This is a genomic window from Methanobacterium sp., assembly GCA_016222945.1.
GTDB lineage: Archaea > Methanobacteriota > Methanobacteria > Methanobacteriales > Methanobacteriaceae > Methanobacterium_D.
Genome location: JACRPY010000002.1, coordinates 294,431 through 315,840, shown reverse-complemented (window position 1 = coordinate 315,840; position 21,410 = coordinate 294,431). Strand labels below are relative to the sequence as shown.

Below are 21,410 nucleotides of genomic sequence, written 5' to 3'. Positions count from 1 at the left end.
CCTCTAAATCATTAATTTTATTAAATTAACTTGTTTTTTAAATTAAGTGAGGGTAAAGTTATATGGCAGACAAGCGTGATTACTATGAAGTCCTTGGAGTAGAAAAGGGCGCAGATAAAAAAGAAATCAAAAAGGCGTACCGTAAATTAGCAATGAAACATCACCCTGATGTAAATGACGAACCTGAATCTGCAGAAAAATTCAAAGAAATAAGCGAAGCATACGCTGTTCTTTCAGATGAAGATAAAAGACATACATATGACCAATTTGGACACTCTGGAATGGGAGGATACTCCACAGAAGACATATTCAGAAATGCAAATTTTGATGACATATTTAAAGGATTTGGATTCGATTTTGGAGACATATTCGATATGTTCGGATTTGGTGGAGGCAGGAGAAGAAGCCGGGCAGAACAGGGAGCTGATGTATATTACGATCTTAAAATTACCCTTGAAGAAGCTGCATTCGGACTTGAAAGAGACATAAATGTGCCTCACAAAAAGACTTGTCCCACTTGTGGAGGTTCAAAAGCCGAACCCGGAACAGAAACACATAAATGTGAACAGTGCGGAGGAACAGGGCAGGTTCAACATGTAAATCAAACCCCATTCGGTCAATTTGTTAATATTGGACCATGCAGAGCGTGTCATGGTGAAGGAGTAATTATTGATACTCCATGTCATGAATGTCGCGGTAAAGGAATTGTAAGAGAAACAAGTACCATTCATATTAATGTTCCGCCAGGGGTTGAAGATGGTTCACGTCTTAGAGTTCCAGGCGAAGGAGATGTGGGTAAAAGAGGAGGACCGCCTGGTGACCTCTATATTTTAATATCAGTTAAATCTCACAGTTTATTTGAACGTCATGGCTCTGATTTAATCTATGAAAAGTCTATTAGCTTTGTTCAAGCATCCCTTGGTGATGAAGTGGATATTCCTACTCTAAGCGATGAAATTGTAAGCCTTAAGATTCCTAATGGAACACAATCAGGCACATCTTTCCGTGTTAAAGGCAAAGGAATGCCTCATTTACGTTGGGAAGGGTACGGAAATCTCTATGTTAAAGTTAAAGTAGTGGTACCTAAAAAACTGAATTCCCAACAAAAAGAGATTTTAAAAGAATTTGCAGAAATAAGTGGAAAAGAAATCTACATAGAAGATAAAGGCTTTTTTGACAAGGTAAAAGATGCTATAAAACACTAAAAACCCCCCTTATTTCTCTTTTTTTGAATGTATTTATCAAATTTAATATAATTTTTTTTAATGGTTTAAGCGAAAATCTAAATGAAAAATTGATCGTTTAAATTGAAATAATGATTAAATATAATCATAGTTGGATCATTTAACTCATTTTTTATCATATGTGTAGTGCATTTAAACATAGTTTATAACACTAAAGATAATTTGATGCATGATGATGTAGATTAAGGATTTATATTTAGAAAAATAAGCAAATATAAAAAACTTTTTAAAGCCCTCAAACACTACGTGTTTGGGGCACCAAATTCAAAGAATTTGAGTGATTGGGGCATGCCGAGAGTAACCCACCTCCTGTTCAAGCAGCATTCATCTATGCGAGTTACCTCTGCCTCATACAGTGTTCACCAGCAGTATTTACCCTTGCATCCCGCGAAGTGGCCGTTTCACCGTTCCTTTTAATATCTTCAGCTTGCGCATCATTTTCATCTACCTAAAAGACGTTTCGTTTCTGCTCCAGAGTCATGCCTCTCAACATATGCCTCACGACACCACGGTTCTGTACGATGGATGGAGTTTCCTCAGTTTAAATTGCATTGCAATAAACCGGTAGCTGCCCTTCGGCTTGCCCCAAAATCTAATATAAAATATTAGTATTAGATTATTTAGATTTAAAGTTTTGCAATTTATAATACTCCCCATTATTTATGTGTTTTTTGGAAGTTTTACCTAAAAAACATATTGTTTAAAATTTTATAAACCTTTCATTTTTGTAAAAATATACTATTAATTTTAAAAAATAAAAAATACCCCTAAATGGGGTTTAAAACAATTTATTTTATTTTAGATACAAAAAATCCACCGAATACCATAATGAAAGCCATTATTAACATGGCAAATGGTACACCTGTGTGTTGCATCGGTATTGTCTTAGCATTCACTTTAGTGGGTTGTGCAGTAACCTGCAAAAGTCCTGAATCCACACTATTTACAGTGAGAGTCACAGTAGCAGTACTAACATCACCATCAGCATCAGTTATACTGTAAGTGAAACTATCAGGCCCGCTATAATTCGTATTAGGCACATAAGTGTAAGTACCGTCTGGATTCAAAGTCAAAGAACCATTAACAGGTCCAGTTACCATATTCCAAACGTTACCACCATCACCAGACGAAATATCGTTACCAACAACAACACCATACAAAGAACCACCCTCATCAACAGATACAGCGTCATCACGAGCCACAGGAACATCATTCACCGGAGTAACCGTAATGATTAAAGTAGCACTGGCAGTATTCCCTGTTCCATCATGTATTGTGTAATTAATTACAGGAACTGAGCCATTATAGTTAGCAAAAGGAGTAAATGTGTATGTACCTTCTGCATTTATTTTAATGGTTCCCACCCCCGGAATATTTACAGTGCCCCCTGCTGAAGCAGTTGTTCCATTTACAGTGAAATTAACAACCGTAACAGGTCCATCATGATCTGAAATAGGTAAGCTGTCGTTTAATGGAGTATCTTCAGGAGTTGTTTTAATATCGTTATTCGCCACTGGAAGTCCATCAACAGTTGTAATTGTTGGTGGAGTTTGATCGTTTGCATTATTAGTGTCTGTTACACCAGTAGGTGGTGTTACAGTAGCAATGTTAGTTAAAGTTCCAGTTGCAGTAGGACTGACAGTACCCACTATGGTTAAAGTCACACTTCCTCCACTAGCTAAGGTCACACCAGTCCAAGCACCAGTAGCTGAATTATAAGAACCAACACTAGGCATAAAACTAGACGCAGTAAAACCGCTAGGCAATGTATCAGTCACAGTGAAAGTGTCAGTATCCAGAATAGTAGAAGGACCATCGTTCCTCACAGTGATTGTGTAAGTCAAAGCTTGACCAGCAACCACTTGATCAGAACTGTCTGTTTTTGTTATAGCTAAATCAACAGGAGCTTCAATTTCCCATAGTAATTCAATAGCATCACCACCAGTACCTTCCATACCAATACCTGTCCATGTGAAAGTGACGCTGGTTATTCCATTTCCATTAATTTGTACACTTCCAGCTGCAGTACCGCTGCCAGAATTCCAACTAGCCTCACCACCAGAAGTACTTACTTCTGGAGTTCTCCATATATTATAAGAATCCACATTTAAATGATCTACACCTGCTAGTTTTGTTAAAGTCAGCCCAGAATTAGTTAAAGTAAAATTAGCTCCGTTAGCTATACCTCCATCATTACCACCTAGTCGATCTATGTGAAGAATAGGGTTATTTACAGGTCTGCTGAATGTGAAAGTAGTTGTACCTGTTCCTTTATCATCTCCGGGAAGATCTATATCAGATCCAGATGTAGGAGTTGTGTCCCATGCGTATGTTGCAAGTAAAGATGCATGAGATGCTGCAGATGCATTGCTGAACATAGTACCATCTGCATTAAGTGTATTACTTGATGCCGTACCCCATCCAGCATCTCCAGATGTAGTTGTACTAGCAGTTACTTTAACAGGACCTGCAGTAGAACTGTATGATGTGCCTGAACCACTCCAAGTACCAGTTATATTAGTTGCATATGATGCACTTAATGTGCCTAGAATTAGAAAAGCCATCGTAATCGCTAGAATCGCTAGTTTTCTAATTTTTTCACCTCCTTTATTAGGTAACTAATGATTTGAAAAGTACTGATATTTAATACTATGTTATTAATTATTATTATTATTATTATTTTTGGAGCCAAATTGAACGTTTTTGTAATAAAAAAAGATTAAAATTAATACAATTTAGGAGAATAAGTCCAATATATTAATATTAACTACTAAAGATCACTAAACCCTCGAAAGCAAACATGAACAATTATTAACTATCTCTAAGTTATAATAAGAAACATAAAAGACCTAAAATCAAATAATCCCCTAATTAATATTTTAAAAAAATATTAATCCCCTTAAAATTATTATATTAAAAAAATAAATGAAATAATTGAACAAATAACGAAATAGATTTCTAAAACCATTGATTAATCTTCAAAAAAATTAATCAAAATTAATACTACATATTATTACAAAAACTGTAAATATTCTTATAAATATATTAAAAAGTAATAATTCTATATAAAATAACTCTCAAAACCAAATATTAGGAGTGAATTCATTTTGAAAAGAATAAACATAACAATTGACTCTCAAATAGATGTGAAATTTAGAAAAAAATCGCTGCAATAACGTCCCAAACATTAGTTTTATTTTTAATAATATTTTAATAAGCTAATTTTAAAATAAAGCTTTATTTATTTTTTATATTGAATAATAATAATAAAAATAGTAAAATTAGAATAAGTAGCGGGGCCTAGATTTGAACTAGGGCTCTCGGGGTTATGAGCCCCGCGGGATCACCAGACTACCCCACCCCGCTGTAGTACCATGGTTTATACTTCAGAGTATATAAAGGTTTCTCTTCATGGAATATTAAAAATCAAAATTTATTTTTGCTTAATATTTTAAATATAATTATTAAATTAAGTTATTTAAAATTATTCACGTTTTAACAGCCTAATTATTCCAAAAACATGGTAAATATTCACTAAAAAGTTATTAGTAGAAAAAAAAGGAATAAAATAGAGTTTATTCCGCGGTTTCTGTCTCTTCTTCACCTTCTAATGCAGTTAGTCTGTTTTCAATATTTTCGAATTTTTTATTGGCATGGCCTCTATATTCGTTGAAACGTCTCTCCAAGTCATCTATATCCCTAGAAACTTTGCTATATTTCTTTTCAAGCTGTCCAACATCGTTTTTTGTTGCCAATTCCCAGTCTTTTATTAGCTGGTCGCTTTGTTCATTTAAAAATTCATCTATTCTTGAGGATAGAACATCAGTGCTTATAGGAACTTCCCTTACTTTTCCTCTTAGTCTCTCGCCCATTTCAGATACTTTTTCACTTACTCCAGACATTCTTCCTTCTCCTCCAGAAACATTACTACTTGTTTGGGATATTCCTTCAGATACTCTATCACTAGTTTGAGATATTCCTTCAGATACTCTATTACCCATTTCATAAATACTGGACTTTACATCACCTGAAGAAGTTCCCTTCATCTCCTGAATGTAATAGTACAAAAGAACAATTATTGCACCTGCTAATACCAAGATTGCAAATAATTCAAGAGGTCCCATTTATTAAACCCTCCTTGTGCTTTTTTCCATCTTTTTATCAAGTTCTTTTTCTTTCTCTTCAAGGTCTTTCATCAATTTTTGGAGTTTTCCATATTCTGCTTTAGCTTCTAGATGGGCAACTCTTTCGCTTATTTCGCTGTGGAGATACCCTACTTTGTGCATGACATCAGATGTTCCCTGTCTTATTTTTGCAAGCTGTTCTTGCTGTTCTTTAGGTAATGGAATTACATTTTCCATCATACGCTTTGTATCAATGTCTTTTTCTACTAAAGATATCTTTTTAAGCTCTACTTGTTTTTCCACGAGTGCCACATTATTTTGAGTTTCTCTAACCTTTTTCCATTCAGTAACAACAACAATGATAACAATCGCCGCAATTACTGTCATAATTATCAAAACAATATTTTGTGAAATTGCAGTTGCAACGTCAGCCATATTTTTCACCTTTTTATTAATTGTTTAAGCAAATATTTAAGATTATTTATTTAAAGTGGCTTTTTTATTAATTCTGGATTAATATATTATATTCCAATTATATATAAATAGAAGTTTAAAGGTTTAAATGAGTATTGATTGACCAATAGAATTTAAGGAAATCCAAATTTAAACCTTTAAAATTAAATTCAGTTAAATACAGTTTAAATTATGTGAAAACAAATCTATTTTCTATCCATAATAATATCCTCTAAATCATTAGAATCATCTTCAAGTCGGCTTTTTATCCAGTAATCCTCAGCTTCATAAGATTTTTCTTGTTTTATAGCTGTGAACTCTCTTCTTATAATTGAAGCTCTCCTATCCAATTGATCAGTACTTCTTCTTCTTTTACGAATGGCAGAAACACCTATTAAAACAATTATAATCGCTGCAACGATTATAAAAATCTGAAATGCGTCACCAATAGGTAAAAAAGCTGAAAATGATGCTGCTGAAATATAGCTAATATCATTTTTAGAATTATTATGAATTCTTTGGCCTCCTTTCTCTTTAGAAAGGTTTATTAAATCTTTGTTTATATTTGTCTTTCAAATTATATTAATTATTCTAATAGAAACTTGAACCTAAAATGTCATATATCTTTAAAAACATTACATTTATATGAATATTGATGATTATTTTAGATAGAAATTTTAGCTGAATTTCATATTTATTCTAAAAATAAGTTTATAAGTGATTATATGATTGATATGTACAAAAAAGCTGGAAAAATTGTATCCAAAGTCAGAGAAAATGCTGTAAATCATGTCCAAGAAGATATGAAAATAGTTGAACTTGTAGAATTTATTGAAGGAGGAATTGTAGAACTGGGAGGCATTCCTGCTTTTCCATGCAATATTTCCATAAATGAGATTACTGCACATTACACATCCCCCATAAATGATGAAAAGACCGTTAAATCTGGAGATCTTGTTAAAATTGATTTAGGTGCCCATGTAGACGGTTATATTGCAGATACTGCCATAAGCGTGATTGTTGGAGATGGTGTTTCTGAAGAATTAATGGAAAAACACCAAAACATGATAGACGCATCACGAGAAGGACTTGAAAGTGCAATAAGCGCGATAAAAGCTGGTGTTGAGGTAGGTAAAGTTGGGGAAGCTGTTGAAAATGCTATAAACAACAGAGGATTTAATTCTGTTTCTAATTTAACTGGACACAGTATGGATCGCTGGATACTTCATTCTGGACTTTCAATGCCTAATATAAAAGAAAATAATCCTCATAAACTGGAAGAAGGAGATGTTTTAGCAATAGAACCTTTTGCAACTGATGGTATTGGAAGGGTTACTGATACAAATGAAGTTCATATATTTCGATTCTTAAGAGATCGGCCAATGAGGCTAATTCATGCAAAAAGAGCTTTAAATATAATAAAAAAGGATTACAAAAATTTACCATTTACTTTAAGATGGATGAAAGACAGTTTCAGCGAGCATCATTTAAATACTGCAATGAGAATGCTAATTTCTTCAAGGGCAGTTTATCCGTATCATGTGCTCAAAGAAAAGAGTAATGCGGTTGTTGCTCAATCCGAACATACAGTTATAGTAGAAAGTGACGGATGCAGAGTTATAACCGAGTAGAAAATATTATTTAGTCTCCACCTCCACCGTCTCCTCCCCCATCTCCACCAGAATCACCTGAACCTGCATCAAAATCGCTGAAAAAATCGTCAAATGAATCAAAATTATCAAGTAAAGATATATCCAAAAAATCAAAACTTTGAAGATTATCAAAATCATCTAAATAAGTAAATGGTACTGTGTAAAGATAGTAACTGTAATAATCATTTGTATTGGACTCTGGTTTTATATATGATAGCTTTTTATTGAATCTTTTAATATCCCCTATATCGTAATTCTTTAGGAGGAGAATATGGGATCCTATAACTGATAAATAAGCTTTTGCATGAGGTAAATCTTCCCTCATCCATTTTTCAAGATATTCTGCTTCATCCAGCAAATTCATTATCTTGGATTTTAATTCATCCCCTTTATCCGTTAATACATAAGTATTATAAGGTATAAGGGCCAATATCATCTTCCTTTGCCTTTCAAAATAGCCTTCATTGACTAATGGGACTCTTATGTACATATCCATATAATCTGAAGCTCTGATTGTTCCATATAGTTTTTTTGCAAATTCTTTTAGATCTAATTCGCCGTATTTAAAAATTAAATCCATTAATAATTGTTCATGCGGTTTAAACGCTAAATCGTGTGATGATTCACCATTGCTAATAACAATAGCATCGTAACGTCTTTTTAAAAATCGAGATTCCTGTTCCAAAATATCTATTTTAAGGGCTTTTTTTAGTAGAAGATCCATTAATGTAATTTTTATCATTTCATTTCCATTGGATTTTGGAGATATTATCATCAAAGACTCGGCCAGAGTTAGATTCAATGATTCCATTTCAATAAACTCTCCCTAAATTTATGCGTTCAAAACATGGAAATGACGGTTATCAATTATCCACTTTTCGTATTGAACGAGATGCGAGCATTACTTTTTTTAAACCTTCATTATCCTGTAATTCTCTATATACATCTATTGAACTGTTAAAATATTCCATGGCATTATCATTTTCGCCTTTTTCCTTATATACAATCCCTATACTGTAAAGCGCCTCTGCCATCTCTTCCCTGCTATTGTTCTCAATAGAATATTCATAAGCCTTATCAAAATAAAAAAGTGCTTTATCCAGGTTACCACGACGCATGCTGGTTAATCCTTTTAGCATTGAATCAGAAGTGGCTTTTTTTCTTTCCTTTGAACGTAAATAATAGTATAATATTAGCATTCCACCATAAGCAAGAAGTATTGCTCCTAAAAGTATAATTATATCCATTTTAATCCTCAAATGTTGTTATAAATAATAAAAATATAACTTTTATAAAAAAATAAAAAATTTAGTAGGATTTAATTATCCTACTTGTTTTTCAAACTTAGTAGTTTGAAAGTGGGTCTTCTTTTTCGTTACTTGCTTTGAATGGAACTGGTAATCCCATTGCTATTCTATCATCGATAGTTTTCTGATTTTTAGTTTTCTTATCAGTTGCAAGCTTTTCAAGCAGACCTAAACCTGGTTTTACATCAGCCATGGATTTGGTTTCGATTATACCTGCATCGACAGCTTGTTTAAACAGTGAGTCACCGGAATCTGTTCTGGTGAGTACTGTTGACCAGCCATCTGGTGAACCTACAGAACCTGTTGAAAGGTCTGATAGCTCTGAAACGTAATCTAAGCAGACATTACATCCACTTTGTTCGTATCCATGTGTTTCTTTAAGTGGTATACTTAATTCTTCATCTGCTGTGTATACCCAGAATTTTCCTTTTCCTATGTCCATTTTTTCAACTAGATCTGGGCTAACTCCCATTTTCTCTGAAATGAATGTTTGTAGAGATGCGAATGGGAAGTTTTCCATACAGTATATACCTATGAGTAATGCAATTTTGTCTGCGACAAATCTTACACCAAATGGATATGACTGCATTTTCCTTATACCCATGGTTTGACATGGAATTGCAACTGTACCTACTTTTTCAAGACCATATTGTCTTACGGCTTCTTTTAAAGTCCAGACATTTGGTGAGAATGTGTACTTGGTACCTGCTGCAGCCAGGATTTCTTCAGATGTCATTGCAACTTGTGGTTCTGGTTTCCACATATCTTTTCCAGGACCAGCTACAACTGCACCGTCAATCATTTTTTCATCAAGGGCGAAAGATAGGAGTGCTGTTACTATTCCTCCGTCTTGAGAAATCTTTTGGATCTGTTTATCGGTTGCTCTTGCAGAAAGTGCTTCTTTATATGTTCCTAATACCATTTTCAAGCCTCCTATAATCCGGTATCCTTTTTAATTCTTTCCATTGGCCACCAGCTTCTTGGACACTGGACGTAGCATACACCACATTTTACACATCGGTCACTGTTAACTTCTGGTCTACCGTTTAACATTTCGACTGCACGTGTCTGGCATGACATTGCACAGGTTCCACATCCAATACATAGTGCTTGGTTAACTACTTTTAGTTGTAGATCGCATCCACATCCTTCTGTAGTACCTGCTAAATCTATCATTGGTTGTAGGTAATCCATATCACCGTTGATTGCAGCTACAACTGTTTTAGCAATTATTTCTGGTGATGGCGGGCATCCTGGCATTGCTAAATCAACTTTTACAACATCTGCTACTGGCACGAATGATTCGTGAGCTGGTTGTGCTTGCTGTCCACCTCTGGAATATCTGGTGAAACATCCTGTTGCAGCACATGAACCAAATGCAACGACTAATCCTGCTTTTTCACGTACTTCTTTAATCTCTTTTAAACTGTGTTCATCTTGTAAACAGACAGATCCTTCAACAAGTGCTATGTCCATTTCTGGCATTGGGTTTTCATCATCCCACCATACATCTGCCAGGGTTTGTCCGTATACAATTTCCACCATTTCGGTGAGTAAAGGTGCTAAAATGTCGTAGTTTTCACTCAACGACATAACATCTCCGGTACATCCGCTTAAGTGGATGTATCCAATTCTTGGTCTAGGTTTTTCTTCAGCCACTTTTTCAACCTCCTCTTCTGAAGCTACTTCTCCTGTTTCGGGCTTTGCTTCTATTCCTAATATTTCTTTAATTCGGGCTAACATGAGCTTATACCCCTATTTCATCTAAAATGATTTTAATGGCCTTGGGAATAGCTTCTTCCACACTTTTAGTTAACCCCATTACTACATCGGGGGCAGAGACAGATTCTGGCTGGCATCCAATTACGAAAACTTCGCATTGTTTACTTAACTCATGTAAAGGTTCTTCTACTGACCATGAGTGGGCATCTTCATAAGATCCTCTTGGAATCTCTGTGACTTCGAATCGTCGTACTGTACCGGGTTTAACTCCTGAATTAACTATATCTACCACTATAAGTTTCTTCCATGATTCATGAGGAAGAGAAAATATGAAATGTGGTGCGCTGGTCCCTGCATCTATGAACATTACGTTTTCTGGAAGTTCATGATCCTTGAAATATTCATTTAAGGCCTCTATTACTGCTGGTCCAAATCCGTCATCTTCGAACAGGACGTTTCCACAGCCAACTACTAAAATCTCCGCTTCGTATGGCATCTTTTATTCCCTTATAATCTGACCATTTCGTCTTTTAAGACACTCCTGTCTTCGTCATCAATTACTATCATGTGAGTAGCACAAGACAGACAAGGGTCGTATCCTCTAATTACGTGAGGTCCAAATTCGTGGTGGAATCCTTCAGTTGCAGGTCCCATAGTTGGTATGTTCCATGTAGTTGGAACTAAAGCGCTGTAGAATTCAGTTTTACCGTTTTCGCCAACTTGAGCCATGTGCACATCCATTCCTCTTGGTCCTTCTATTGCACCGATTCCTAACTTACCAGTGCCTCTAACATCGAAGTTACCAACGTTTGCTGGAGCTGATGTGTCGAGATCATCCAATATAGCTATACACTTTGAAAGAGCAGATTTCATTTCCATAGCTCTGGCTACGTGCTGAGCTACAGTACCTTTTCCGGAGAATCCTCCGTATTTAACAGCTCTTGCTCTTGGACCTACTTCAATGTTGACACCATCGTAGAGAGGGATTGTTGAACATGCTTTTTTACCGATTTCTGAGTCATCATACCATCTTTCTGGCATTATTTCTGTAAATCTGTCCAAATCGAAGTTATCTCTGTCACCATAAAGTCTGTCAGTAGCTAATGTTGGTGCATCATGAACCCCTAAACCTTTTGGGAATCCTTTATCTGCAACTAAACCTATAATAAGTTCTACATGTGCATCTACTTTAGGTTGAAGTGCTTTTAGTCTAGTATATAACCTTTTCCTAGCTAGTTCACTTATGTTCTTTGCCATTCCACCAATTCTAATGTCTGATGGGTGTATACCTTCTCCACCAACCATATCTACTACATATTGTGCAGTTTTTCTTATTTCAGAAACAGATTCTACTGCAGTAGCAAATAAATTTTCAGGAACAACATCCGGAGCTATAAGGAAATGATGTATAGCATGACTGTTTACGTCGTGAGCTGCCATAACAAGTTCTCTTAACTGTTTACCTGCTTTTGGTGGCTCAATACCTAATGAATCATCCATAGCTTCCACAGAAGCTAGAGTGTGAGGTATAGGACAGACACCACAGATCCTTTGCACGATTACTGGTGCGGTTTCTGGAGCTTTGCCTGTTACTATCTTCTCTAGTCCTCTGACAGGAGTAATACTAAAGTATCGCCCCTTAGTTACTATTCCTTCATCATCGACTTCCATGACCAATTCAGCGTGTCCTTCCTGTCGTGATGTTGGCGATATAACAATCTTTTCGCTCAAATGTATCACCTCTTGTTTTTAAAATATACGAATATCAATATTTCAATTTATTATCCATAATAATAAGCTTTTCTTTGAAAAAGAAAATGAAAAATATATATATCATAACAAACCAAATTATTAACTTCAAATTAGTGAAATTAACCCCTATAGTAATAATATTTGTTTATTTTTTATTTAATTGGACTTCATATCTAAAAAAAACTGTAACAAAAATAATATATAAACAGTTTTTACAATATTATGAGAGACACAAAAACTATTAAGCTGAAAATGTATATTAATAAATAATTAATTATCAAACTCCAATTTAAATCGTCAATATAAATTTAATCAAGAGGTGAGCTAATGGTTAACATGAAAATTCTGTTATCAGTCGTCATTGTTCTACTTATAGGTGTAGCAGCAGCAGGTTATCAAATTACAACAAGCACCCCTGGATTATGGCAGGCCACAACCACGCAGGATCAACAATCCACCAGCCAAAGCAGTAATGTACAGTCTGGAGGAAGCCATAGTGGAACCCAAGGAGGAACAACTTCTGGAGGAAGCCAAAGTGGAACCCAAGGAGGCAGTAATGTGAAAATATCATCAAAACAGGCAAAATCAATAGCTCAAAAGTCTATTGCAGAACCTGGTGCAACTGCAGGCACCCCACAACTTAAAACAATAAATGGGAAAAAAACATATTACGTACCCATATTATCCTCAAGCGGCAAACAAATTGGAGGATTTTACATAGATCCTCAAACAGGCCAGATTACAGGAATGGAAGGGGGAGTAAGTCCTTAAATTTAAAATAAAGGGAGTAATAATATGGTTAAAATGGTTGAAACTGAAGTTGAATGCTGTAAAATAATATCAAAAGATGTTGAAGATGCAATAATCCTGGAAGGATCACCAGAATTAGGACTTATAGGCAATATAATAGGATGGCTTTTAGTTGAAGAACTCAAAATGAAAGAAATAGGACATATTGACTCCAAATATTTCCCTCCACTTGCAGTACTGTATAAAGGAAAGGCAATACATCCATTCAGAATATACTCTTCAGATAATATCGTTTTATTCCTATCTGACTTCATAATTCCACCAAATGTAACCTATGACATGACCAATGCCATAGTAAACTGGATGGAAAGAAACAACAGCAAAGAAATAATCACATTCAACAGCATAGTCGTAAGAGAGAAGACACATGTTGTTGCAGGAGCTGCCAATTCAGATGAATCCTTAGAAAGATTAGGGAACCTGGATTTACCAATATTGCCCTTTGGAAATATAACTGGATTATCAGGCACATTACTTACAAAAAGCATGCAGAAAGGTATAGCAGGATCCTGCCTATTTGCAGAAGTACTTAGCCCTTATCCCGATCCAAGAGCCGCTGCAGATGTGATAAACATTTTAAATAAGATGTTAGGCACAAAAATTGATGCAAATCCTCTTATAAAAGAAGCTGAAGAAATAGAATCACGCCTTAAAGAACTGGCTCAAACTGTTCAAGGAGAAACAGAATCTCCTGCTTACATGTAATTGGAGGGATTCTCTTCAACTAATTTTTTTAGAAAAGGTATTAACAGTGTGCTTTATATACAATAATCAACAATCTAGTAATTACCAATTTTAATCTGTAACAAAAGGGCCCGTAGCCTAGTTGGATAGGGCGTCGGACTTCTAATCCGAAGGTCCCGGGTTCAAATCCCGGCGGGTCCGCTCACCTTTTTTACCAAAAAGCTGAACCAAAAATCCTCGCTGACGCTGCGGATGGAGAAAATTCAGACTTATTTTAATCAATAAATAAATTCCATTAAAGATTTTTGCTTAAATTTCAGATAATTTCAAACAGTAAAGTTCTTATCGGTTAAAATCCCATTTTAAATCCATTTAAATTTCAAATCTATAAACTTTATAAATCATGCAGAACAATTTAATTTTAAATTAATATGGGCCCGTAGCCTAGCCAGGATAGGGCATCAGACTCCTAATCTGAGGGTCCCGGGTTCAAATCCCGGCGGGTCCGCTAAATCTTTTCCTTGAAAAGATTTAATTCAAAAGTCCTCGCTATCGCTGCGGATGGAGAAAATCAAAATTTAATTCTAAATTATTCAATAAAATGTTATTTTCGTTTAAATTTAGCTATTAATTTAATATTAAAACTCTTATCGGATACAAATCCCATTTAAATTTCAAATCCATAATGTTATGAAAAAAACTCTTTTTTATTTATTTAATGGTTATTTTTCTTAAAACACCATTATAATACTCAATAAACTTCTCTGCTTCATCCCTGCAGCATTCATCGTTTTCACATTTCTTGTTTACAATTATAACCACTTCATTAGCCACGGGCACGTGTGTCAATACCATACTTTCTTTATATCTCTTTACACGCTTTTCTAACTGTTTATAAGTCTTTTCTGAGATTCCAGTATCTTTAAAAATTAGTTGATAAGTAATCCTTCCTTCATTTTGAGCTAAATATTCTATCATTTTATCACCGTTAATATTAAATCTCACTTATTAAGTCTGCAAGCTGATCTAAGTTCCTCACTTCAAACATTTCAGCACCCACATCTTCATAATATGAAACACAGCTATCTGCAACATTCCATTTCTTTTCTTCTTCAGGATTCAATATTAAAACTCTTTTAGATTTTTTTACCATGTTTTCAATGAGTTCTGCGCTTTTTGGTATTCCTTCTTCCTTTGGCCCTGCCCAATCTCTGCAGTCACTTAAAATCAGAACGTATGATTTACTGTTTAAGTTTGCCTGCTTTTCAAATCCTTGAAATGCAGTATACATATTGGATTTTCCACGGATCATGGAATTATCTTGCCTAATTTCAATAACTCTTAGAAAAGCATCGACTAATCCTGGTTCAAAGAGTGCAGATGTTACTTCAGCAGTTTTATTATCAAATTCAAATGCTCTTGCGCGATTAAATGAATTTTGAGCAGCGTAAACCATGCAAAAAAACCATATACTTATCCAGTCGCATGAAACGCTTACATCGCTTAAAAAATAGTGGTTTTGCTTTTTTATTTTAGGTTTACTCTTTACAAGCTCCAAGAGCGTTCCCCCATGTTTCATGTTTTTTCTGATGCTTCTTCTAATATCTGGTCTTTGATTTTTAGCCTGTTTATATCTTCTAACTCTTTTTGTAGCAATTTTTCGGCCGAGTTTTTGGCATAATTCTATTAATTCTGGTTGAAGTGTGTTTAATGTCTTTAAATTACTCTTTAAAAGCTCAGAGTTACCTTCTCTATCAGCGTTATCATTTATGTCGTTTAATGTATTTTTAATGTAGTCTATTTTATACTGCTGTCCTTTGTCTCCTAAATCAAAGTCAGAAACTCTTTTTGTACTGATGGATACATTGTATTTTTTAATGAATTTGGATTTATCTCCCCAACCAGACGGAATGTCTTTTTTTTCCTTATCATTTTCTTCAAAAAACGATTCATATAACTGGTTGAATTTATTCCTATACCTTTGATCTTTAAGATAAATACATGCTAATGCTTCTTTTAAATTACCATTTTCATTTTCAACTAAATGGCATGCATCACAGGCTATTTTTGTGCTCCTTATACTTGCAGGAATTCCATTTTCTCGAAGTATTCCTGAAAATTTAACTATATCATTTATCATATACTTCCCATTAAACTGTTATTTTATTTTAATATTGTCTAAAACTTTCTTTCTATCGTCTTCAGTTTTTATAACAACATTAATTGTCTTTTTGAAGGAATCTTCATCTAAATTATCCTTATTAAATAACATGAGGCTTCTAACCCAGTCCACAGAAGCTCTGATTGATGGATTTTTGGTAAGATTAAGCTTCCTTATCTTTTGTATAACCTTCACAATACTTTTTACGAGCTTTAAAGATGCTTCTGGAGTGTGTGACTTTACTATCTCCACTTCTCTTTCAAATGAAGGATAATCAATATACAAGTACAAACAGCGGTCTTTTGTTTCATCAAGAAGCTGTCTTTGAGAATTAGATGTCATTACAACCATCAAATCATTTTGTAATTCAAATGTTCCCAGATCATTTACTGTTATCTGCTTTTCTCCAAGTGCTTGAAGTAGAAAACTTTCCACTTCTTCGTCTGCCTTATCAATTTCATCAATCAATACTATAGACGGCTTTTTATTCATAAATGCAGAGAGAAGAGGTCTTTTTATGAAAAAATCTTCCTTAAAGACATCGTCTTCGGTTTTCTTTATTTTGGATGTTTCAAGGCTTAAAAGCTGTTTTTGATAATTCCATTCACCAATAATCTGTTCAAAGGTAATTCCCTCGTAACATTGTATTCTAAAAAAATCTCTTCGGAATGCCTTGGAAATTGCTTTTGAAATTTCAGTCTTACCTGTTCCCGGTGGACCCTCAACTAAAATTGGCTTTTTAAGTGACAGGGCTAAAAATACTACTGTAATTATGTTTTCATCCGGAATATACTTATTTTTAGTTAAAACATCTTCAATATGTTTTATACTTAATTTATAGGTTTCCATTATTCACTCCTTAATCCAACATTATTTTCCCATAATTTCCACCGGCACCAGGTTGGATCTTCAATGTATTTTCTCTAAAAGCCATTATAACCTCAGCTAATTTAGAATCAGTTTTTGAAATTTCCTCAAGAGGCACGTGAATAAGCACAGCTATTTCACTTCCAAATTCCTGTACTAATCCTTTCCATATTTTTTGAACAAAAACTGTGGTAATCCCTTTTCCATAAACAATACTTATAATTTCAGCAAGCGGGAGAATATGAGTATATTGTGGCCTGAATTCTGGATGATGTGCTTCATCCCATTTAGCCATGTCCGATATTCTGTCTTTAACACCTATTTTTATAAGACCTCCGCATGGACATCTCATTTTAAGTTTTCTTGCCTCTTCGATTGAAAATAATTGATAACATCTCACGCATCCTGTTTCATGGTATTTACCAAGCCTTGGATCAAATCCATAATTACCTACAACTTTTTTTCCTTTAATAGCATCTTTAAAGGCATTAAAAGTCATTTCTTTTATTTCTATTTCGTTAAATTCTCTTCCAAGCCTGTGTGGCCATGGTGAATGAGCATCAGAGTTTGAAAGAAATGGAATATCTTGAAGCTCTTCGATTCTATCTGCCATATTTGTGTCTGCAGAAAGCCCGAGCTCTAAAAAATCAGGAGTATCATTATAACAATTGTAAATGCTGTCAAATTCTTTATAAATACTAGTCCATGGAGTAAAAGCATGAGAAGGACCAATTAATCCATTATAATCTCTGACTAGATCCATTATTTCGGCCCCATCCATATCTATTCTAGGCCTACCTTCTTTATTTATGTTTTTAGAAGGTAATTCTTCCCTAATTTCATATGCGGATTCTATAGAAGGTAGAATAATTAGTTGATGGACTCTATTTTTGTCCTCTATTTCTGCTGTTAAAATAAATTTGCATTTTTCTGCTTCAATTTCAGGAGCATCAACCGTTTTTAAAAGTTGTACTTTTGAACCATTTTCAGACTCTTTGACTGAATATATTCCTGTTTTTGAAGGTTCTGTACTGCTTTCTATAATTTTTAACCATTCAGGATGAAACGCATCCCCTGTACCAATTAAATCCAATCCTTTAAGCTTTGATTGATACGCAATCGTGCTGATTAGCATATTTTTAGATGTAGCCATTGAATAAGGACTGTGTACATGAAGATCTGAATTGATTATCATTACATCACGAAAAAGAGATATTAATCGGGATTAAAAAAAAATAATATTGTATATTACCCGATGTATCTTAAATCTTCTTCACCTGGAGCTAAATGCATTCTTTCAGTCATTTCTTGTTCCATTTGCTGAGCTTTAGATATCATTTTCCTTGTTTCTTCTGCTCTTTCTTCTAGTTTTGCAATATCCACTTCCAGGCCTAATATTTCAAGTAAAACTGTTAAAACTGCTTTAGATGCTTCTGCATCTATAAAGTATCCAGGAGTTTCACCCATTAAACATGCGCCATTCATGCCTCTAAGCATTCCCATACCTAAAAGAAGGCCTGATGCTCCTATAATTCCTCCGTCAGCAGATCTAAGGATTACATTATGTTCTTTTAGTGATTCTGCAAGTTCTGGTGTTGTTGCTGCACCAAAGACCTTTGATTTTTCTATTGGTTGACCTGTTCCAAGGCCCCCTAAGGTGTACATTTCCTTTGCATTATATTTTTGTACAAAGTCCAGTATGATCCCACATATTTCATATTGTCCTTCAGGACTTAATCCTTGGGTGTTTCCAACAAGTATTAAGTAGTCTTGCCCATTTTCATCGTTAAGTGCATAAAATTCGTTTTTCATTGGTTCAACGGTTCCGTCTTCGTTTACAAAGACTTGTGGCGGAAATGATGGAGAATATAATTCTGCAAACTTTTTTGCATCAAGTTCGTGGATTATGTGTTCTGCAACCAATTTTCCAACGTGCCCGATTCCAGGAAGTGCCTCTATGAATATAGGTTCTTTAAGATCCACTTCTTCTATCATTTTAATATGAGTTTTATTCATTAAATCATCCCTTTATTTTCTAAGAGCTGTTTTTTAAGCATTCTTCTATATTTTCCATATTTATCCTCAGGAGAATATTTAGCAGGATATACTACTCCTACTTCCCCTCCACAGTAAGGACATTCATTTTTTAAGGTGTATTCTCCACAGGATTTACACCTTTTCATTTTCATTTTCATAAAGACCTACAGCATCTTTTGCCCTATACTTAGTTTTATTCAAGCTCACGCTGGAATTCGCCTTCTCCACCTTCTTTTATAACAGCTTCTATGCAGCTTTCTGCTGCTTTTTTCATTATATTTTCTGCTGTAAGGTAATCAGATGATTTAACTATTAATCTGTACCTTGGAGCTCCAACACATTGAACTGTAATTTCTTCACTCTCTACAGAGCCAAGTGCACTTTTTATCACTTCAACGCCGTTTGGTGCGTATGAATGCAGATTTATGTATCCTGTTATTTGAACTTCTGGAGGAGATATGTTCTTTTCAGCAACTTCGGTTATGGTTTTAGCCCATTCACCATCTATCTCTCTACTTATTAACGCTTCTTCGCCTTCTTCTGCAGCTGTTTCAAATGCTTCGTAGAGATCACCAAATTCATTTATGATCTTATACCCTACTTCTTCATATGCTGTGTCAAGGTCTTTTCCTATAGTTTTTGCAGCTATTTCAAGCAATTTTTCTGCTTTTTGCTCGATTTTCCACTGTTGAATCTTTCTTGTCCTTTGATCTTCCCTTATTCTTTTCATGGAAACGTCGACATGGCCTTTTTTTGGGTTTACCCTTAAGACTCTTGCAACGATTTTTTGATTTTCCCGGACATGATCCCTGATATTTTTTACCCATCCAGAGGATACTTCAGAAATATGAATAAAAGCTTCTTTTCCTTCGTATTCTTCAAGAGAAGCAAATGCACCATAGCCTAAAACTTTATGCACTGTTCCTACTACCAGATCGCCTTCGTCCGGCCATTCTCTTTTCATTCTTACCATTAAAACACCTGATTTTGGATTAGTCCTATAAAAATCTTTTTAATCAAGGACTTCAACAATCTGAGCTACTATTTCAGATTTGCCGCCTTTTGGTTTTACCAATGTTTTTCCACATATAATGCACTGGACATTGGATGCTGCATGATCAAAGACTGTTTGTTGATTTCCGCAGTCTAAACACTTTACTTTTAAAAAATTACCTCTGTTATTACCGAAAACTACCATTAAAATCACCTAACTTACAAATTCTACTTTTCCTGCTCTAAATGAGGATCTTTTTATGTGGGACTTTCCACAATCTTTACATTTATATCTTAAGTCCAGCTTTTTTACTGGTTTGTTTCCAGATGGAAGTGGCCTTGGATAACCTCTGTATCCGCTGGTGACACGTCTGAATTGACGCTGCCCCCATTTAAGTTCACTTGCCTTTCTTCTTTTTGATTCGAATACTTCGTGATGAGTATGTTTTTTACAACTTGGACAGTAAGTTCTTCTCTCTTTTGGAATTTTCATTAATAATCACCTCTTTATAAAAATGAATAGATATTCACCATTGAAATTAATTGGTATTAAACTAATCAAGAAAAGTTTAATAATTAGATATTAGGGTTATTTATTTTTGATTGCTTATTTATATGTTTGGATAAGTAATGCAATTTTTGAAAAATAGAAAAAGTTCGCATTTAAAATATATCAATCAAACTCTTTTTTAACAAAATAGAAAATATTTAGTCTTTTTATTTATTTATACGCTATTTTCTTATACTTTTCAATAAATCTGCCTTTTTTATTATTTATAATAATCTGTGCATTGGGTTCGGGCATTGTAATTATGTCTTGAGGAGATAATGGGCCGTAAATTTCTTTATCAACACCCATTATAGATGGAATGTCTTCAAGAACCATTAATGTTTTAATTTCCTCTTTGGGATCATCAGCTATTTTTAAAGCATCTTCAGTAGTTAGTGGTATATCTCCTGGTTCTTCATGTTCTGGCTGTTCATATGCCTGATAACTCGCTATATCTTGTTCAATCCCCATAGGTGCCGATTTTTTCTCTTTAGAATTCAAATTCCTGCTAAATTCAGATTTTATCTGTTTTTTAGATGTTACTTCTGTTTCCAAGGCAGATTTATCAACCTTAGATTTAAGCGAGCCTAAAGGAGGAACCATTTCTTTTCTATATTTTAAAAGTGATTTTGTAAGTAGAAAATATAGGTCTTCTTCTTCAGATGTTAAATTTGCAGGAGGAATTGATGGTGTATTTGATTTTTGGTTTTCTGATTTTTCATTGAATAATCTCCGTGACCGCTGTATGTTTAAGAGCGCGCTATTTGTTATTTTATGTTCTCGTCTTTCACATATTTCTGATGCTATTCTTCGAGCATCGCGAAGAAGATATGATTCAAAAGAAAAAGGATTATTGTCTATTTTAATTATAATCCTTTTTAAATAGTTATTAACATCTTTGTAGAAATTATCTCCAACGTCAGCTAACCCACTATTATTACGCTCTTTTTTTTGGATTTCCCTTAATCTTTGGAAAAACTCATCCAACCTTCATTCCTCGCTTTTTAGATTATTTGATTATTATTCTATTTTTTAAAATTTTCAGGTTATTTAT

At 34.4% G+C, this 21,410-nt stretch carries 24 protein-coding genes, 3 tRNA genes and 1 other RNA gene; 6 read left to right on the top strand and 22 right to left on the bottom strand.

Annotated features, from left to right (window positions below):
- Positions 1-62: 62 nt before the first annotated feature.
- Positions 63-1,205 carry a molecular chaperone DnaJ gene (dnaJ, locus tag HZC47_01625; protein ID MBI5679585.1) on the top strand — a complete coding sequence of 381 codons (1,143 nt, stop codon included), beginning with the start codon at positions 63-65 and terminating at the stop codon, positions 1,203-1,205.
- 325 nt (positions 1,206-1,530) lie between these two features.
- On the opposite strand, the gene rnpB is transcribed toward dnaJ, so the two are convergent.
- The 6 genes from rnpB to HZC47_01595 all read right to left on the bottom strand — a co-directional run bounded on the left by rnpB (position 1,531) and on the right by HZC47_01595 (position 6,171).
- Positions 1,531-1,828: RNase P RNA component (gene rnpB / locus HZC47_01620), an RNA gene on the bottom strand.
- 204 nt (positions 1,829-2,032) lie between these two features.
- Positions 2,033-3,808, bottom strand: a complete 1,776-nt coding sequence (locus HZC47_01615) for a tandem-95 repeat protein (protein MBI5679584.1) — start codon at positions 3,806-3,808, stop codon at positions 2,033-2,035.
- 727 nt (positions 3,809-4,535) lie between these two features.
- Positions 4,536-4,610 (bottom strand) — tRNA-Met (locus HZC47_01610).
- A 209-nt stretch (positions 4,611-4,819) separates the two neighbouring features.
- A complete protein-coding gene (locus HZC47_01605) occupies positions 4,820-5,368 on the bottom strand; it encodes a hypothetical protein (protein MBI5679583.1) in 549 nt (182 codons plus the stop codon).
- Between the two features lie 3 nt (positions 5,369-5,371).
- Complete coding sequence (locus HZC47_01600) at positions 5,372-5,803, bottom strand: hypothetical protein (GenBank protein ID MBI5679582.1); 432 nt, start codon at positions 5,801-5,803, stop codon at positions 5,372-5,374.
- 224 nt (positions 5,804-6,027) lie between these two features.
- Entirely contained in the window at positions 6,028-6,171 is a 144-nt protein-coding gene (locus HZC47_01595) for a hypothetical protein (protein MBI5679581.1), read from the bottom strand.
- 375 nt (positions 6,172-6,546) lie between these two features.
- On the opposite strand from HZC47_01595, the gene HZC47_01590 reads away from it, so the two are divergent.
- Positions 6,547-7,452, top strand: coding sequence for a type II methionyl aminopeptidase (locus tag HZC47_01590; GenBank protein MBI5679580.1), 906 nt, complete (start codon positions 6,547-6,549; stop codon positions 7,450-7,452).
- A gap of 10 nt (positions 7,453-7,462) precedes the next feature.
- Here the strand turns inward: HZC47_01590 and HZC47_01585 are convergent, their stop codons facing one another.
- The 6 genes from HZC47_01585 to frhA all read right to left on the bottom strand — a co-directional run bounded on the left by HZC47_01585 (position 7,463) and on the right by frhA (position 12,233).
- Complete coding sequence (locus HZC47_01585; protein MBI5679579.1) at positions 7,463-8,284, bottom strand: hypothetical protein; 822 nt, start codon at positions 8,282-8,284, stop codon at positions 7,463-7,465.
- A 52-nt stretch (positions 8,285-8,336) separates the two neighbouring features.
- Positions 8,337-8,720, bottom strand: coding sequence for a tetratricopeptide repeat protein (locus tag HZC47_01580; GenBank protein ID MBI5679578.1), 384 nt, complete (start codon positions 8,718-8,720; stop codon positions 8,337-8,339).
- 97 nt (positions 8,721-8,817) lie between these two features.
- The gene (frhB, locus tag HZC47_01575; GenBank protein MBI5679577.1) at positions 8,818-9,702 is read right to left on the bottom strand and encodes a coenzyme F420 hydrogenase subunit beta; all 885 of its coding nucleotides are present in this window, start codon (positions 9,700-9,702) and stop codon (positions 8,818-8,820) included.
- 11 nt (positions 9,703-9,713) lie between these two features.
- Positions 9,714-10,523, bottom strand: a complete 810-nt coding sequence (gene frhG, locus HZC47_01570) for a coenzyme F420 hydrogenase subunit gamma (GenBank protein MBI5679576.1) — start codon at positions 10,521-10,523, stop codon at positions 9,714-9,716.
- Between the two features lie 4 nt (positions 10,524-10,527).
- A complete protein-coding gene (gene frhD / locus HZC47_01565) occupies positions 10,528-10,998 on the bottom strand; it encodes a coenzyme F420-reducing hydrogenase, FrhD protein (protein ID MBI5679575.1) in 471 nt (156 codons plus the stop codon).
- Positions 10,999-11,009: 11 nt separating this feature from the next.
- Complete coding sequence (gene frhA / locus HZC47_01560; protein ID MBI5679574.1) at positions 11,010-12,233, bottom strand: coenzyme F420 hydrogenase subunit alpha; 1,224 nt, start codon at positions 12,231-12,233, stop codon at positions 11,010-11,012.
- A gap of 348 nt (positions 12,234-12,581) precedes the next feature.
- On the opposite strand from frhA, the gene HZC47_01555 reads away from it, so the two are divergent.
- The 4 genes from HZC47_01555 to HZC47_01540 all read left to right on the top strand — a co-directional run bounded on the left by HZC47_01555 (position 12,582) and on the right by HZC47_01540 (position 14,256).
- Complete coding sequence (locus HZC47_01555) at positions 12,582-13,025, top strand: PepSY domain-containing protein (protein MBI5679573.1); 444 nt, start codon at positions 12,582-12,584, stop codon at positions 13,023-13,025.
- Between the two features lie 24 nt (positions 13,026-13,049).
- On the top strand, positions 13,050-13,769 hold the full coding sequence (locus tag HZC47_01550; protein MBI5679572.1) for a proteasome assembly chaperone family protein: 720 nt from the start codon (positions 13,050-13,052) through the stop codon (positions 13,767-13,769).
- A 106-nt stretch (positions 13,770-13,875) separates the two neighbouring features.
- Positions 13,876-13,949, top strand: a tRNA-Arg gene (locus tag HZC47_01545).
- A 232-nt stretch (positions 13,950-14,181) separates the two neighbouring features.
- Positions 14,182-14,256: transfer RNA gene (locus HZC47_01540), tRNA-Arg, on the top strand.
- 203 nt (positions 14,257-14,459) lie between these two features.
- On the opposite strand, the gene HZC47_01535 is transcribed toward HZC47_01540, so the two are convergent.
- The 10 genes from HZC47_01535 to HZC47_01490 form a co-directional block, all read right to left on the bottom strand.
- Positions 14,460-14,726: a hypothetical protein gene (locus HZC47_01535; GenBank protein MBI5679571.1), complete on the bottom strand. Its 267-nt coding sequence runs from the start codon at positions 14,724-14,726 to the stop codon at positions 14,460-14,462.
- Positions 14,727-14,742: 16 nt separating this feature from the next.
- A complete protein-coding gene (locus HZC47_01530; protein ID MBI5679570.1) occupies positions 14,743-15,888 on the bottom strand; it encodes a VWA domain-containing protein in 1,146 nt (381 codons plus the stop codon).
- A gap of 18 nt (positions 15,889-15,906) precedes the next feature.
- Entirely contained in the window at positions 15,907-16,758 is an 852-nt protein-coding gene (locus HZC47_01525) for a MoxR family ATPase (GenBank protein MBI5679569.1), read from the bottom strand.
- Positions 16,759-16,768: 10 nt separating this feature from the next.
- Positions 16,769-17,971 (bottom strand): TIGR00375 family protein, encoded by a 1,203-nt coding sequence (locus HZC47_01520; GenBank protein ID MBI5679568.1) that lies wholly within the window; start codon positions 17,969-17,971, stop codon positions 16,769-16,771.
- A gap of 53 nt (positions 17,972-18,024) precedes the next feature.
- On the bottom strand, positions 18,025-18,792 hold the full coding sequence (locus tag HZC47_01515; GenBank protein MBI5679567.1) for a proteasome assembly chaperone family protein: 768 nt from the start codon (positions 18,790-18,792) through the stop codon (positions 18,025-18,027).
- Positions 18,792-18,971, bottom strand: a complete 180-nt coding sequence (locus HZC47_01510; GenBank protein ID MBI5679566.1) for an RNA-protein complex protein Nop10 — start codon at positions 18,969-18,971, stop codon at positions 18,792-18,794. Before HZC47_01510 ends, HZC47_01515 begins: the two co-directional genes overlap by 1 nt.
- A 35-nt stretch (positions 18,972-19,006) precedes the next feature.
- On the bottom strand, positions 19,007-19,786 hold the full coding sequence (locus tag HZC47_01505) for a translation initiation factor IF-2 subunit alpha (GenBank protein ID MBI5679565.1): 780 nt from the start codon (positions 19,784-19,786) through the stop codon (positions 19,007-19,009).
- 39 nt (positions 19,787-19,825) lie between these two features.
- Positions 19,826-20,011, bottom strand: a complete 186-nt coding sequence (locus tag HZC47_01500) for a 30S ribosomal protein S27e (GenBank protein ID MBI5679564.1) — start codon at positions 20,009-20,011, stop codon at positions 19,826-19,828.
- 9 nt (positions 20,012-20,020) lie between these two features.
- The gene (locus tag HZC47_01495; GenBank protein ID MBI5679563.1) at positions 20,021-20,299 is read right to left on the bottom strand and encodes a 50S ribosomal protein L44e; all 279 of its coding nucleotides are present in this window, start codon (positions 20,297-20,299) and stop codon (positions 20,021-20,023) included.
- Positions 20,300-20,527: 228 nt separating this feature from the next.
- Complete coding sequence (locus HZC47_01490) at positions 20,528-21,343, bottom strand: hypothetical protein (protein ID MBI5679562.1); 816 nt, start codon at positions 21,341-21,343, stop codon at positions 20,528-20,530.
- Positions 21,344-21,410: the final 67 nt, after the last annotated feature.

What these genes read in the sequence shown, in the direction of transcription:
- HZC47_01585 (MBI5679579.1), bottom strand. Translation starts at nt 8,284, where the DNA reads ATGGAATCATTGAATCTAACTCTGGCCGAGTCTTTGATGATAATATCT.
- HZC47_01495 (MBI5679563.1), bottom strand. Translation starts at nt 20,299, where the DNA reads ATGAAAATTCCAAAAGAGAGAAGAACTTACTGTCCAAGTTGTAAAAAA.
- HZC47_01600 (MBI5679582.1), bottom strand. Translation starts at nt 5,803, where the DNA reads ATGGCTGACGTTGCAACTGCAATTTCACAAAATATTGTTTTGATAATT.
- HZC47_01555 (MBI5679573.1), top strand. Translation starts at nt 12,582, where the DNA reads ATGGTTAACATGAAAATTCTGTTATCAGTCGTCATTGTTCTACTTATA.
- HZC47_01525 (MBI5679569.1), bottom strand. Translation starts at nt 16,758, where the DNA reads ATGGAAACCTATAAATTAAGTATAAAACATATTGAAGATGTTTTAACT.
- frhD (MBI5679575.1), bottom strand. Translation starts at nt 10,998, where the DNA reads ATGCCATACGAAGCGGAGATTTTAGTAGTTGGCTGTGGAAACGTCCTG.
- HZC47_01550 (MBI5679572.1), top strand. Translation starts at nt 13,050, where the DNA reads ATGGTTAAAATGGTTGAAACTGAAGTTGAATGCTGTAAAATAATATCA.
- HZC47_01615 (MBI5679584.1), bottom strand. Translation starts at nt 3,808, where the DNA reads ATGGCTTTTCTAATTCTAGGCACATTAAGTGCATCATATGCAACTAAT.
- frhG (MBI5679576.1), bottom strand. Translation starts at nt 10,523, where the DNA reads ATGTTAGCCCGAATTAAAGAAATATTAGGAATAGAAGCAAAGCCCGAA.
- HZC47_01580 (MBI5679578.1), bottom strand. Translation starts at nt 8,720, where the DNA reads ATGGATATAATTATACTTTTAGGAGCAATACTTCTTGCTTATGGTGGA.
- dnaJ (MBI5679585.1), top strand. Translation starts at nt 63, where the DNA reads ATGGCAGACAAGCGTGATTACTATGAAGTCCTTGGAGTAGAAAAGGGC.
- HZC47_01530 (MBI5679570.1), bottom strand. Translation starts at nt 15,888, where the DNA reads ATGATAAATGATATAGTTAAATTTTCAGGAATACTTCGAGAAAATGGA.
- HZC47_01520 (MBI5679568.1), bottom strand. Translation starts at nt 17,971, where the DNA reads ATGATAATCAATTCAGATCTTCATGTACACAGTCCTTATTCAATGGCT.
- HZC47_01510 (MBI5679566.1), bottom strand. Translation starts at nt 18,971, where the DNA reads ATGAAAATGAAAATGAAAAGGTGTAAATCCTGTGGAGAATACACCTTA.
- HZC47_01500 (MBI5679564.1), bottom strand. Translation starts at nt 20,011, where the DNA reads ATGGTAGTTTTCGGTAATAACAGAGGTAATTTTTTAAAAGTAAAGTGT.
- HZC47_01505 (MBI5679565.1), bottom strand. Translation starts at nt 19,786, where the DNA reads ATGGTAAGAATGAAAAGAGAATGGCCGGACGAAGGCGATCTGGTAGTA.
- frhB (MBI5679577.1), bottom strand. Translation starts at nt 9,702, where the DNA reads ATGGTATTAGGAACATATAAAGAAGCACTTTCTGCAAGAGCAACCGAT.
- HZC47_01590 (MBI5679580.1), top strand. Translation starts at nt 6,547, where the DNA reads ATGATTGATATGTACAAAAAAGCTGGAAAAATTGTATCCAAAGTCAGA.
- HZC47_01515 (MBI5679567.1), bottom strand. Translation starts at nt 18,792, where the DNA reads ATGAATAAAACTCATATTAAAATGATAGAAGAAGTGGATCTTAAAGAA.
- HZC47_01535 (MBI5679571.1), bottom strand. Translation starts at nt 14,726, where the DNA reads ATGATAGAATATTTAGCTCAAAATGAAGGAAGGATTACTTATCAACTA.
- HZC47_01605 (MBI5679583.1), bottom strand. Translation starts at nt 5,368, where the DNA reads ATGGGACCTCTTGAATTATTTGCAATCTTGGTATTAGCAGGTGCAATA.